Annotated in this window: 10 protein-coding genes; 5 read left to right on the top strand and 5 right to left on the bottom strand. The window is 65.9% G+C overall.

The window, feature by feature from the left end:
• Positions 1-221 precede the first annotated feature (221 nt).
• Genes hemC through BX591_RS09935 form a run of 3 tightly spaced genes read left to right on the top strand, consistent with a single transcriptional unit; the run spans position 222 to position 4476 of the window.
• Positions 222-1262, top strand: coding sequence for a hydroxymethylbilane synthase (gene hemC, locus BX591_RS09945; RefSeq protein WP_111930708.1), 1041 nt, complete (start codon positions 222-224; stop codon positions 1260-1262).
• On the top strand, positions 1262-3283 hold the full coding sequence (gene hemDX, locus BX591_RS09940) for a fused uroporphyrinogen-III synthase HemD/membrane protein HemX (protein WP_111930706.1): 2022 nt from the start codon (positions 1262-1264) through the stop codon (positions 3281-3283). Before hemC ends, hemDX begins: the two co-directional genes overlap by 1 nt.
• Positions 3284-3285: 2 nt before the next feature.
• Positions 3286-4476, top strand: coding sequence for a heme biosynthesis protein HemY (locus tag BX591_RS09935; RefSeq protein WP_111930704.1), 1191 nt, complete (start codon positions 3286-3288; stop codon positions 4474-4476).
• A gap of 172 nt (positions 4477-4648) precedes the next feature.
• On the opposite strand, the gene BX591_RS09930 is transcribed toward BX591_RS09935, so the two are convergent.
• The 3 genes from BX591_RS09930 to BX591_RS09920 form a co-directional block, all read right to left on the bottom strand.
• On the bottom strand, positions 4649-5968 hold the full coding sequence (locus tag BX591_RS09930; protein WP_111930702.1) for an MFS transporter: 1320 nt from the start codon (positions 5966-5968) through the stop codon (positions 4649-4651).
• Between the two features lie 109 nt (positions 5969-6077).
• On the bottom strand, positions 6078-6836 hold the full coding sequence (locus BX591_RS09925) for an SDR family oxidoreductase (RefSeq protein ID WP_111930700.1): 759 nt from the start codon (positions 6834-6836) through the stop codon (positions 6078-6080).
• An 85-nt stretch (positions 6837-6921) separates the two neighbouring features.
• Entirely contained in the window at positions 6922-8361 is a 1440-nt protein-coding gene (locus BX591_RS09920) for an aldehyde dehydrogenase family protein (RefSeq protein ID WP_111930698.1), read from the bottom strand.
• Positions 8362-8648: 287 nt separating this feature from the next.
• On the opposite strand from BX591_RS09920, the gene ppa reads away from it, so the two are divergent.
• Positions 8649-9176, top strand: a complete 528-nt coding sequence (gene ppa, locus BX591_RS09915; protein WP_111930696.1) for an inorganic diphosphatase — start codon at positions 8649-8651, stop codon at positions 9174-9176.
• Between the two features lie 307 nt (positions 9177-9483).
• The gene (locus tag BX591_RS09910) at positions 9484-11598 is read left to right on the top strand and encodes an FUSC family protein (RefSeq protein WP_111930694.1); all 2115 of its coding nucleotides are present in this window, start codon (positions 9484-9486) and stop codon (positions 11596-11598) included.
• A gap of 26 nt (positions 11599-11624) precedes the next feature.
• Here the strand turns inward: BX591_RS09910 and BX591_RS09905 are convergent, their stop codons facing one another.
• Together BX591_RS09905 and BX591_RS09900 are read right to left on the bottom strand one after the other, a co-directional pair.
• Positions 11625-11957 carry a GIY-YIG nuclease family protein gene (locus tag BX591_RS09905; protein ID WP_111930692.1) on the bottom strand — a complete coding sequence of 111 codons (333 nt, stop codon included), beginning with the start codon at positions 11955-11957 and terminating at the stop codon, positions 11625-11627.
• A 9-nt stretch (positions 11958-11966) separates the two neighbouring features.
• Positions 11967-13136 carry a GNAT family N-acetyltransferase gene (locus BX591_RS09900; protein WP_111930690.1) on the bottom strand — a complete coding sequence of 390 codons (1170 nt, stop codon included), beginning with the start codon at positions 13134-13136 and terminating at the stop codon, positions 11967-11969.
• Positions 13137-13152 lie beyond the last annotated feature (16 nt).

The following is a 13152-nucleotide window of genomic DNA, read 5'->3' as shown; positions in this document are numbered from 1 at the left end:
GCCACGCGTGCAGCTTGCGCCGCAATGCATCATCCCGCATGCCGGGCAGCGGTGCGCGAACGACCGTGCGTGAACAGGCTGGGATGGGGCAGGCGTGCGCCGCGCGAAGCCTGTCTCCTCCATCGATACCGCGCCTGCACGGCGGCTGGCCGTGCCTTGAGACATAAGGGCGCGTGCTAACATTGTTTGTTATTACATCCCGACATTCGATCAGCAAGCTAATGAACACCGAGACGTTTTCCACGCCACCCCACACGCTTGTGATTGCGTCGCGAGAAAGCCGCCTTGCCATGTGGCAGGCGGAGCATGTGCGATGTGCGCTGCACAAATTATATCCATCTTGTGACGTAAAAATCCTCGGAATGACGACACGTGGCGATCAAATTCTCGATCGCACTTTGTCGAAGGTTGGTGGTAAGGGTTTGTTCGTCAAGGAACTGGAAGCGGCGCTAGCCGATGGCCGCGCCGACCTCGCCGTGCATTCGCTCAAGGACGTGCCGATGACCTTGCCCGAGGGCTTTGCGTTGTCGACCATCATGGAACGCGAGGATCCGCGCGACGCGCTGGTCTCGAATCAGTACGAGTCGCTGGCCGCGTTGCCGGCCGGCGCGGTGGTCGGCACGTCCAGCCTGCGCCGTGAGGCGATGTTGCGCATCCGTTATCCGCATCTCGAAGTGCGGCCGCTGCGCGGCAATCTGGATACGCGGCTGGGCAAGCTCGACCGTGGCGACTACGCCGCGATCATTCTGGCGGCTGCGGGGCTTAAGCGGCTGGGTCTCGCTGACCGCATCCGTGCGCTGCTCGATCCCGAAGACAGCTTGCCCGCCGCAGGTCAGGGCGCGCTCGGCATCGAGATTCGCGCCGATCGCGCGGACCTCGCGGCATGGCTCGCGCCGTTGCATCACGCACACACGGCCGCAGCCGTCGAAGCGGAGCGCATGGTCTCGCGCGCGCTCGGCGGCAGTTGCGAGGTGCCGCTCGCCGCGTATGCCACGTGGCATGACGGCGCGTTGCATCTGCGTGGCATCGTCGCGACGCCCGACGGTCAACGCGTGTTGAGCGCGCAGGCCTCGGCGCCCGCGCCGACCGTCGAACGCGCCATCGCGCTCGGCCAGCAGGTCGCCGACGAACTCGAACAGCAAGGCGCGATGGAGATTGTGCGTGCGCTCAGCACGGCGAGCGGTCCCGCTGCCGGATTGGCGAAGGGCGCAGCGACCCGCGCAAATCCCGACACGACCTCCGGCGCGGCGACCGGCGAGTGATGACAGCGGACTTCTCCAGCAACACCTCGTCCTCCACCGTCGGCAAGACGGCGTTCACGGTCGTGATTACGCGACCGGCCGGTCAGTCGAGCGAGTTGATCGCACGGCTCGCCGAAGCCGGTATCGCCACGCTCGACTTCCCGTTAATCGACATCGCGCCGGTCATCGACGCCGCGCCGCTGCGCGCGGTGCTCGCTTCGCTCGAACGCTACGCGCTGGTCGTGTTCGTCTCGCCGAACGCGATCGACCAGGCGTTCGCGCACAGCGGCGCGATCTGGCCGCATGCGCTGCCGATCGGCGTGGTCGGGCCGGGTAGTGTGCAGGCGCTCGCGCGCCATGGCGTCGCGGCGCCGGCGTACAACGTCATCAGCCCGCCGTCGGGTAACGACGAGGAAACCGCGCGCTTCGATTCCGAAGGTCTATTCGCGGCGCTCGAAAGCGCGCTCGGCGCCACCGGCTTCGAAGGCCAGCGCGTGCTGATCGTGCGTGGCGACGGCGGCCGCGAATGGCTCGCCGAGCGTCTGCGAGAAGCCGGCGCCGAAGTCGAGACGGTCGCGGCTTACCGGCGTCTCGTGCCCGAGCCGTCGATCGGCGGTTGGGCGCGCGTGCACGAACTGCTCGCCGGCCTGCCGCATGCGTGGCTGCTGACCAGTTCCGAAGGCGTGCGCAATCTGCACGAACTCGCGCAAGACCATCTGACCGCCGGAGAAATCGCCGCGCTCAAACACGCCACGCTCGTCACGCCGCATCCGCGGATTGCGCAGACCGCGCGGGCATTGGGTTTTGATAGCATGACGGTGTCCGGCGCGGGCGACGACCGGATTGCCCGCGCTCTGCTTGCCGCCGTTCCGACCGTAGTTCAACCGGCACCGTCCAACCCGGCTCATTCACCGGCACAATCACGCATGACTGAAACGACCGCTTCCACGAACGCTTCACCCCAGCCGGCCGCGACCACCGGGTTGCCGCCGAATCCCCCCTTCACGCCCTACGAAGCGCAAAAGCGCCGCAGCGCGAGCGGACCGCTGCTGTGGTTTGTCGTCGTGATCCTGGCCTGTGGCGCGGGCGTGGGCGGCTATGCGCTCAACCGCAAGGTGGAGCGCGCCGGGCAGCAACTCGCGCAACGCCAGCAGGCCAACGACGCGCAGACCAGCGAGTTGCGCGTCAAGACCGAGCAGGCGCTGGCCACGGTGCATCAATCGGACGCCCAGGTCGCGCAGCTCGAAGGCAAGCTCGCCGACGCGCAGACCGCGCAGCAGGCGCTGCAGCAGCAATACACGGATCTCGCCCGCAATCGCGACGACTGGACCTTCGCCGAAGTCGGGCAGATGCTGTCGGCCGCGAGCCAGCAGTTGCAGCTCACCGGCAACACGCAACTCGCGCTGTTCGCGCTGCAAAGCGCGGACACGCGTCTGGCCGCGTCGGACAGCCCGCAAGCCGTCACGGTGCGCAAGGCAATCGCGCAAGACATCGACAAGCTGAAGGCCGCGCCGTCCACCGACCTGACCGGTCTCGCCATCAAGCTAGACAACGCGATCGACCAGATCGACAGCCTGCCGCTGTCGGGCGAGTCGCCGATCGCGCATGCCACGCCGAAGGCCGCGACCTGGGCCGACACGGCGAAGGTGGCCGCGGCCACCGGCGAGCCGCGCTGGAAAGTGTGGTGGCGCGAAGTGAGCACGGGCATCGGCCAGCAGTTGACGAGCCTCGTGCAGGTGCGTCGCATCGACAACGCCGACGCCATGCTGGTCACGCCCGACCAGGGCTATTTCGTGCGTGAGAACGTGAAGCTGCGCCTGCTGTCGGCGCGGCTCGCGCTGCTGTCGCGCAACCAGACCACGCTCAAGTCCGATCTGCAGGCCGCGCAGTCCTCGCTCACCCGCTATTTCGACAACGCGTCGAAGAAGACGCAGACCGTGGAGGATCTGGTCAGGCAGGTGGACGCGGGTTCCGCCGCGGTCGAACTGCCGAATCTGAACACGAGCCTGCAAGCCGTCAATCAATACCGGAACCGAGGTTAATCATGGCGATCCGGGGACTTCTATGGCTTGCGTTGCTGTTCGCCGTCGCGGTGGTGCTGGCGGTGGTGGGGCGCTTCGATATGGGGCAGGTGCTGTTGATCTATCCGCCGTACCGCGTCGACATTTCGTTGAATCTGTTCGTGGTCGGACTGGTGGTGCTGTTCATCCTGCTGTACGCGCTGCTGCGCATCTTCCGCAATATCTGGCGCATGCCGCAGCGCGTGGCGGCGTACCGCGCGCGTTCGCGCGTCGCCAAGGCGCACGCGGCGTTGCGCGATGCGATTGGCAATCTCTATGCGGGGCGTTTTTCGCGCGCTGAAAAGGCCGCGAAAGATGCGCTTGCCAATGGCGACAACAAGGGCGCGGCCGGTCTGATCGCGGCGACCGCGGCGCACCGCATGCACGAATACGGGCGGCGCGACGAATGGCTCGCGCAGATCGACGAAGCCGACTGGCTCGACGCCCGCCTGATGGCCACCGCCGACATGCGCGCCGACGGCCGCGACGCCGACGGCGCCCTGACCGCGCTGACCGAGATGCAATCGCAAGGCGCGCGGCGCATCCACGCGCAGCAGATCATGTTGCGCGCGCAACAGCAATTGAAGAACTGGGCCGAAGTGCTCAAGCTCGTCAAGACGCTGGAAAAGCGCGAGGCGATTCATCCGGCGGTGGCGGTGCGCTTGCGCCAGCTCGCGGCGGAAAACCTGCTGCGCGATCGCCGGCATAACGCCGACGCGCTGCTGGAACTGTGGAATTCGCTGTCGGCCACCGAGCGTCATTCGCCGCGTCTCGCCGACCTCGCCGCCGAACTGCTGGTCGCGCTGAACCGTCCGCAAGACGCGCGCAAGATCGTCGAGGAAGCGTTGGCGCAGAACTGGGACGCGCGTCTGTTGCGCCGTTATCCGGACACCACCGCGGGCGACGCATTGCCGCTCATCCAGAAGGCCGAAGCCTGGCAGAAGGATCGTCCGGAAGATGCCGACCTGATGTTCGCGCTGGGCCGTCTGTGCCTGCATCAGCAGTTGTGGGGCAAGGCGCAATCGTTCCTCGAGCGGGCGTTGAAACTGGCCGACAACGAGACGCTGAAGATTCGCTCGCATCGCGCGTTGGCGCGTTTGCACGAGCAACTCGGCGACACGGATAAGGCGAGTCAACACTATCGCGAGAGTTCGCTGGCCATGAACGTGGTGTGAGATTCGCGGTGGGCGCTGGCTGATTCAGTTATCAAGCCGCGCAAGCCGACGAAGAAAAACCCCCGGCGTTGCGGAACGCCGGGGGTTTTTTGTTGATGCGTCTAGACGTCAGGTGCTGTACCGGTTACGCAGGCAGCGAACGCCTCACGGTGTACGTTCGGCGTGACCCGCTTCACCTGTTCACCATCTTCGCCGGCACGCTGATCGCCAGCAAACCGCCCAGCACCATGAACGCGGCCAGCATGTACATGCCGGAGTCGTTCGCGGCGGTCGCCTGCTTGAGCCAACCCACCGCGTACGGGCTCAGAAAGCCCGCCAGATTGCCGATCGAATTGATCATCGCGATGCCGGCCGCCGCGCCCGTGCCGGCGAGGATCGCCGTAGGCAGACTCCAGAACAGCGGCAGCGTGGTCAGAATGCCCATGGTCGCAAGCGTTAGCGCGGCCATGGCGAGCACCGTGTTGTGCGCCCATGCGACGGAGAGCACCAAGCCGAGCGCGCCCGCGAAGGCCGGCACGGCGATATGCCAGCGCCGCTCGCGGGTGCGGTCCGCGCTGCGCGCCACGAACACCATGGCCACCACCGCTGCCGCGAACGGAATCGCGGACAGCAGGCCGATCATGAACGAGTCGGTGACGCCAGTCGCCTTGATGATGGTCGGCAGCCAGAAGCTCACGCCGTACAGCCCCATCACGAACGAGAAATACACCAGACTCAGCATCAGCACGCGGCCGCTCGTGAGCACCTGACGGATCGGCATATCGTGCTTGGCCGCTTCTTCGGCCGAGACCTGGCTTTCGAGCAGTTGCTGTTCTTCGCGCGTCAGCCATTTGGCTTTCGAGATCCGGTCGTCGAGCCTGGCGAACACCAGAATCCCGACGATCACCGACGGCACGCCTTCGAGCAGAAACAGCCACTGCCAGCCGTGCCAGCCGTTCATGCCGTTGAAGTTCTTCAGGATGTAACCCGACACCGGACCGCCGATCACCCCCGACAGCGCGATCGCCGTCATGAACCAGGTGGTCATGCGGCCGCGCCGGTGCGACGGATACCAGTAGGTGAGATACAGGATGATGCCGGGAAAGAAACCCGCTTCGGCGAGACCGAGCAGGAAGCGCATCGCGTAGAACATGGCCGGCGTGGTGACGAACATGGTCAGCATCGAGATCACGCCCCACGACACCATGATCCGCGCGATCCACACGCGCGCGCCGACCTTGTGCAGAATCACGTTGCTGGGAATTTCGAAGATGAAATAGCCGAGGAAGAAAATCCCCGCGCCGAAGCCGTACACGGCGTCGCTCAGGCCGAGGTCGCTGGTCATCTGCAGCTTCGCGAAGCCGACGTTGACGCGGTCCAGATACGCGACCACGTAGCAGAGCATCAGCAGCGGTGCGAGTCGCCACGTGACCTTGCGGTAGGTGGCCTCCTCGAACGTGGAGGGGGGCGCGCCCGCGCCGGGATGGTGGAGCGGATTTGCTGGACTTGCCATGGTGTCTCCTCTTTTCTTGTGGAATTGAAGTACCGCCTGCGGTCGATTCTAGTCGCGCCAGGTGCTCTGGATGACGAATCGATACCGGGGGAAAACACTGAGGCGGGCGCTACACACAGCGGCCGCCGTCCACTTCGAGACACACGCCGGTGATGAACTCGGCTTCGTCCGAAGCCAGGTACAGCGCGGCGTTGGCGATGTCCTGCGGCGTCGAAAAGCGCCCGAGCGGAATGCCCGCGAGAAAGCGCTGGCGATTGGCCGGCGTATCCTCGACGCCCATGAATTCCGACAGCAGCGCCGTTTCGCCGATTACCGGGTTGATGCAGTTCACGCGAATCCGGTCCGGACCCAGTTCGACGGCAAGCGACTTGCTCGCGATGATCACCGCGCCCTTGCTGCCGTTGTACCAGACGAGACCCGGCCGCGGCCGCACGCCCGCCGTCGACGCGATATTGACGAAGCTGCCGCCGCCTTGCGCGCGGAAATACGGTACGAATTCCTGCACGCTCCAGTAGATGCTTTTGACGTTCACCGCATAGACGCGATCGAACTCGGCTTCGGTGACTTCCATCACGGGTTTGTTGCGATGCGTCGTGCCGGCGTTGTTGACCACGATCTGCACGCTGCCGAAGTCATCGAGCGCGGCCTCGCGCAGCTTCTGCCAGTCGTCGCGCTGCGCGACGTTGCCCGCCACCGCGATGGCGCGGCCGCCGGCCAGCGCGATTTCGCTCGCCACGCGCTCCGCGGCAGCGCCGTTCAGATCGTTGACCACGACGTTGGCGCCTTCGCGCGCGTAGGTCTTTGCAATACCTTCGCCGAAACCCGAGCCGCCACCCGTGACGATGGCCGTTTTACCTGTCAACCGCATGATGTCTCCGTTGTTGGTTGTGACTGCAATCAATTCGCCGCCTGGCTGGAACGCGGAGCAACTGCCGAGCGCCGAGCGCCGAGCGCTACCCGTGCCGGATCGCGATGGTCTTCAGCACCGTGAAACCGTACAGCGCTTCGAAGCCCTTCTCGCGGCCGTGCCCCGAATGCTTGACGCCGCCGAACGGCAATTCCACACCGCCGCCCGCGCCGTAGTTGTTGATGAACACCTGGCCGGCGCGCAGGCGTCGCGCGAGACGCATCTGGCGCGCGCCGTCGCGTGTCCAGATGCCGGCCACGAGGCCGTATTGCGTGCCGTTGGCGAGCGCCAGCGCTTCGTCTTCGTCGGTGAAGGACATCGCGGCGAGCACCGGACCGAACACTTCGTCGCGCGCGAGGCGGTGGCTCGCGGGCACGTCGCGCAGCAGCGTGGGCGCCTGGTAAAAGCCGCTTTCCGGCGCGTCGGCAATCACTTCGCCTTGCGCCGCCATGGCAATGCCGTCGTGCTGGGCGTCCGACAGAAAGTCCCACACGCGCTGCTGTTGCTTCGCGTTGATCAGCGGCCCGCAGTCGAGGTCGGCCTGCGAAGGGCCGACCCGCAGCGCGTGAAACGCGCCGCTCAGGCGGTCGAGCAAAGGCTCGTAAATGGCGCGCTCGATCAGCACGCGGCTGCCCGCCGAGCAGGTTTGCCCGGCGTTCTGCACGATCGCCGACACCAGCACGGGCAGCGCCGCGTCGAGATCGGCGTCGGCGAACACGATTTGCGGCGACTTGCCGCCGAGTTCGAGCGTGACCGGTACGTGATTGTCAGCGGCCATTTGCGTGACCAGCTTGCCGGTTTCCGGCGAGCCGGTGAACGAAATGTGATCGATGCCCGGATGACGGGCAAGCGCCGCGCCGGCTTCATGACCGTAACCGGTGACGATGTTCAGCGCGCCGGCCGGCAAGCCTGCTTCGGCCGCCAGTTCGGCGACCCGCAGCACCGACAGGCACGCGTCTTCGGCCGGTTTGACGACGCATGCGTTGCCGGTGGCGAGCGCCGCGCCGACGCTGCGGCCGAAGATCTGCATGGGGTAATTCCACGGCACGATATGGCCGGTCACGCCGTGCGGCTCGCGGATCGTCAGCACCGTGTAGCCGGCTTGATAGGGCAGCGTCTCGCCGTGCAGTTTGTCCGCCGCGCCCGCGTAGAACTCGAAATAGCGGGCGAGGGCGGCCGAATCGGCGCGTGCCTGCCTGAGCGGCTTGCCGGTGTCGCGTGCTTCGAGTTGCGCCAGTTCTTCCTGATGAGCCGCGACCAGCATGGCGAGCCGGTACAGCACGCGGCCGCGTTCGGCGGCGCTCGCCGCGCCCCATGCGCCTTCGAACGCGCGGCGCGCGGCCTGCACGGCGGCCTCGATATCCGCCGCGGTGCCGCGTGCCAGTTGCGTGAACGGCTGGCCGTCCGACGGATCGAGCACGGCGATCGTCTCGCCGCCTGAAGCGGCGCGCCACTCGCCGCCGATGAAGTGTCGGGCTTCTTCCATGCAGACTCCTTGAGGTGGCACGCGGCGCCGCGCGAGCGCGGGCGGTGACGTGCGGTTCACAAACGAGAGGCACAATCGAATTACGCCGGATGATTATCGCGCCGATCCAGACCGAGGCGCCATCGGCCGATTGGCTATAATGGCGCATTCCGCACTGTCCGGCCGCAGCGCCGCGGCCCGCGGCGATGTGGAGGCAACAGCGGCGAACCGAGTCGTCACGCTTCGCACCGTCCGGGCGCACGCACTGCGCGCCGTGTTCCGAATTCCATCCTGATCAGAGAACGCTCATGAGCTTCAATCACGTCCCCGCTGGCAAAGACCTGCCGCAAGATTTCAACGTCATCATCGAAATCCCGGCGCAAAGCGATCCGGTGAAGTACGAGGCCGACAAGGATTTGGGCCTGCTCGTTGTCGACCGTTTCATCGGCACCGGCATGCGCTATCCGGCGAACTACGGCTTCATTCCGCAAACCCTGTCGGGCGACGGCGACCCGGTCGACGTGCTGGTGATCACGCCGTTCCCGCTGCTGGCCGGCTCGGTGGTTCGCGCGCGCGCGCTCGGCATGCTGCAAATGACCGACGAATCGGGCGTGGACGCGAAGCTGGTTGCCGTTGCGCACGACAAGATCTGCCCGATGACCGCCGACCTGAAGTCGATCGACGACGTTCCGGCGTACCTGAAAGACCAGATCAAGCACTTCTTCGAGCAATACAAGGCGCTCGAGAAGGGCAAGTGGGTGAAGGTCGAGGGCTGGGCCGGCGTCGAAGCCGCGCACAAGGAAATCACGGAAGGCGTGGCGAACTACAAGAAGTAAATCGTCCGTTGCCAGCCGGTCGATCGGTCCGTTGTGGCCGTTCAACTGGCGCCGAGCTTAAAAAAACCGCGCGAGCCCGCCAGGGCCGCGCGGTTTTTTCATGGGCTTTTCAAGCCGATCGCATACGGTTTCAGATAAGGCGCTTGCATAGCCTGCGTGCATCGCCAGGATGAACCGAAGCCATTTTTATAGTTAGGTGTAAACCCGTATTATTTGCGGCTTGCCGGCGTCGCCGTCGCTGTTGCCGTTGTTGCCGGCATTCGTCGTCAGCCAGATCACTACGCGTTTTTAGGAGCACACCGTCCGGATGCTGAATCGCAAGTCCAACCCGTCGTCGTCCGCATGGCCGCAACGCTGGTCGAGCGGGCTTTACGCTGTCGGTACCGCGATCTACCGCCAGCGGCCGGTGTGGATGGTGTCGTTCGCGACCAGCGAGGCCAGTCTGTCGGAGGGTTTGAGGGCGGCTTGCGCGTCGACCGCGATGCTCGCGCTCGGCAATCTGCTGCATGAACCGGCGTTCGCGTGGGCGGCGATCGGCGCGTTCTGGACCTGCCTCGCCGACGCCGGCGGCACCAACCGCGCGCGCTTCGCTTCGATGCTGGGCTTCGCGCTGCTCTCCACGCTGGCCGGTGGTCTTACCGCGCTCGCCTCCAGCGCGGGCACGCTGTGCGCGGCCATCGCGCTGCTGCTGTTCACCAGCCTCGGGGCGTTCGGCCGGATCTGGGGCGCGGCCGCCTCGCAAGTGACGATTCTGGCGGCGACCGCTTGCGTCGTGATGGTCGACCGGCCGATGCACGACCGGCGCGCCGGCCTCGCGTTTCTCGGCGTCTATCTGCTCGGCTGCCTGTTCGCGGTCGTGTTGAGCCTGACTGTCTGGCGGATTCATCCGTTCGGGGCGAGCCGCGCGTCGCTGCGCACGGTGTATCTGCGGCTGGCCGACATCGCGCTGGATAGCGCGCGCCTGCTCGAACACCATGCGCCGCCGAGCGAATGGGCCACGCATGCCGCGAAATTCCGCGCCGACGCGCGCGCCGCACTCGAACGCTCGCGCAAGATCCTCGCGAAGGTGCCGGCCTCCCGAACCGGCGGGCGCGACACCTACGACGCGCTGCTCGCCTTGCTGACCGACGGCGAAGCCTTGTTCGCCTATCTGATCGCCGTGTCGGGCGCGTGCGAACGCGTGCCGGACGACGCATGGCGCGTGCGCCGCGCGGCCCGATTGCTGACGGCGATCGGCAGCGTTCTGCGCGGCACCGGCACGGCAGCGGGCGACGCGCAATGGCAGCACCTTGCCCGTTTGCAGCTACGCTTGCGGCGTCTGGCCGGGCGGCTCGAAACCGCCTTGCTGGAACCGGTGAAGCTGAAGTCCGGCTTCGAACTGGTCGATTTCGCGCCGGCCTTCGCCGAGCCCGAAACCTGGCAGGCCAGCGCGCTGCGGCTGTGGAGATGGATCGTGGCGACGCTCAAAGCGAACCTGTCGATCGAATCGGTCGGCTTGCGTCACGCGGCGCGCGTGGGCGTGACGACCACAGCGGGTTTTCTCGTGATTCGCGCGCTCGGTTTGCCGTTCGGCTACTGGGCCACCATGGCGACGCTGCTGATCCTGCAACCGTCGATCGCCGCGACCTGGCCGCGCAGTATCGAGCGGGTGGCGGGCAGTATCGTCGGTGGCGTGCTGGCGGCGGGAATCGGTTACGCGATTCATTCGCCGCTCGGCATTTCGCTCGCGGTGTTTCCGCTGGTGATGGCGACCATGGCGCTGCGTCCGGTCAGCTATAGCCTGTTCGTGCTGTTCCTGACGCCGACCTTCGTGCTGGTCGCCGATTTCGCGACGCCGGGCGCCAGCGAATTCGCGTACGCGCTCACACGGCTCGGCAACAACGTGCTCGGCTGCGTGCTGGCGCTGCTGGCCACGTTCTATCTGTGGCCGACCCGTGAAAAAACCGACTACCGTGGGACTCTGAACGACGCGGTGCGGGCCAATCTCGCGTATCTGCGGGCCGCGCTGACATCGGCCGGACAGAGCGATAAGGACATGGAACGCTTGCGGCGGGCTGCGGGACTCTCCAGCAACAACGCGGAGGAGGCCGTCGGCCGGATCCGGCTGGAAAAGCTTGAGGATTCGATGGTCGATACGGTGACGCTGACCGTGCTCAGCCTGTTGCGCAGAATGGCCGGGACCGCGACGCAACTGCGGCTCAGCTCGAACCGTCGCGATTCGGCGCAGACGCACGACGAACTCGGCGTGTGGGTGGATAGCGTGAGCGAGGAGATCGACGCCGCGTTGAACCGGGCGTTGCGACCGGTTCGCCACGAACTGCCGGCGCGCGATGGCTTGACCTCGCTGGAAGCCGACGCGGTGGGGCAGCTCGCGTTGATGCAACGACTGCTGACGGAGCGGATGCGGGAAGCACGGGGATAAAGTCAGAGACTTGTGGGCGCGTGGTTTCAGGACGCGCCGTTCTGCGCCGGGCTGTCCTCCACGGCCTCGGCCACCTCCACCACCGGCACCACCGGCACCACCGACTCCAGCGTCCGCACCCCCGCTGCCAACGCCCGCTTCTCCGGCGCCGTCAGCCGCTTGACCCAATACTCCGCGCGCGACGCGCTCGACCGGTCCGCCAGCTCGAACGACGCCAGCACCTGCACCGGCTTGCGCGAACGCGTATAACGCGCGCCCATGCCGCTCACGTGTTTGTCGAACCGCGCCTGGACGTCGGTGGCAATGCCGGTATAGACGCTGCCGTCCGAACATTCCAGCAGATAGAGAAACCACGCCATAAATGCGCTTCAGCCTTTGAACGGATTGTGTTCGCGCAGCTCATCCACGTAGGCGTGGATGCTGTTCTTTTCGTTGTCGAGGAAATGGCCGACCGCATCGGCGAAGGCCGGATGCGCGAGCCAGTGCGCCGAGCGCGTGACCGTGGGCAGAAAGCCGCGTGCCATCTTGTGCTCGCCCTGTGCGCCGCCTTCGAAGGCGCCGAGCTTTTCTTCGATGCAGAACTCCAGCGGCTGGTAGTACGCCGTTTCGAAGTGCAGGCAGGGCACGTGTTCGAGCGCGCCCCAGTAGCGGCCATACAGCGTGCCGCCGGTTCTGGCGTCGCGCTGATACACCACGAGCGAACTGGCGATCGGCTTGCCTTCGTATTCGGCGATCACGAGCAGCAGGTTCTCGGGCATCGACGCGCCGATCATGCGGAAGAAATCGAGGTTCAGATACGGACTCGAAAAGTGCTCGCGATAAGTTTGCCGATAGCACTTGCTGAAGAAGCGCCAGTCCGCGTCCTGAATGTCTTCGCCGCGAATCCGCCGCATCGTCACGCCGGCTTCCTGCACCTTGCGGCGCTCGGCGCGGATGTTCTTGCGTTTCTTCTGTTCGAGCGTCGACAGGAAATCGTCGAAGTCGCGATAGCCGTCGTTCAGCCAGTGAAACTGCACGCCTTCGCGCTGCATCATGCCCATGCCGGTCAGCGCGGCGCCTTCCGCTTCAGTGGGAAACAGCACGTGCAAGGAGGAGACGTCCGCCTGCTCGGCGAACGCCATCAAGGTGGCCGCGAGATGCCGCAACGCATGCGGATCCGCCGACAACAGCCGGTTGCCCTGCACCGGCGTGAACGGCACCGCGCACAGCAGCTTCGGGTAATACGGCAAGCCGTTGCGTTTGTAGGCGTCGGCCCACGCCCAGTCGAACACATACTCGCCGTACGAGTGTCCCTTCAGATACACCGGCGCGGCCGCCGCGAGCTTGTCGGTGCGCGGGTCGGTGAGCGTGACGAATTGCGGCGCCCAGCCGGTATCGGCGACCGCGCAGCGGGTCGCGTGCAGCGCGCTCAAAAACTCGTGCCGCAGAAACGGCGTGGGTTGCGATTGTTGCGCGAGTAGCGCGTTCCATTCAGCGGCGTCTACCTCGGAGGGCGACGCCAGAATGCCCGTGCGATAATCAAAGCGTTCCTGGTTCAATCTGTGTGACTGTTCC

Origin of the sequence: Paraburkholderia bryophila, from assembly GCF_003269035.1 — a bacterium.
Lineage (GTDB): Bacteria > Pseudomonadota > Gammaproteobacteria > Burkholderiales > Burkholderiaceae > Paraburkholderia > Paraburkholderia bryophila.
This window is presented reverse-complemented; position numbering and strand designations above follow the sequence as displayed.

Bases quoted from the DNA above. Each gene is read 5' to 3' on its own strand.
- hemC (WP_111930708.1), top strand. From the start codon at position 222: ATGAACACCGAGACGTTTTCCACGCCACCCCACACGCTTGTGATTGCG.
- hemDX (WP_111930706.1), top strand. From the start codon at position 1,262: ATGACAGCGGACTTCTCCAGCAACACCTCGTCCTCCACCGTCGGCAAG.
- BX591_RS09935 (WP_111930704.1), top strand. From the start codon at position 3,286: ATGGCGATCCGGGGACTTCTATGGCTTGCGTTGCTGTTCGCCGTCGCG.
- BX591_RS09930 (WP_111930702.1), bottom strand. From the start codon at position 5,968: ATGGCAAGTCCAGCAAATCCGCTCCACCATCCCGGCGCGGGCGCGCCC.
- BX591_RS09925 (WP_111930700.1), bottom strand. From the start codon at position 6,836: ATGCGGTTGACAGGTAAAACGGCCATCGTCACGGGTGGCGGCTCGGGT.
- BX591_RS09920 (WP_111930698.1), bottom strand. From the start codon at position 8,361: ATGGAAGAAGCCCGACACTTCATCGGCGGCGAGTGGCGCGCCGCTTCA.
- ppa (WP_111930696.1), top strand. From the start codon at position 8,649: ATGAGCTTCAATCACGTCCCCGCTGGCAAAGACCTGCCGCAAGATTTC.
- BX591_RS09910 (WP_111930694.1), top strand. From the start codon at position 9,484: ATGCTGAATCGCAAGTCCAACCCGTCGTCGTCCGCATGGCCGCAACGC.
- BX591_RS09905 (WP_111930692.1), bottom strand. From the start codon at position 11,957: ATGGCGTGGTTTCTCTATCTGCTGGAATGTTCGGACGGCAGCGTCTAT.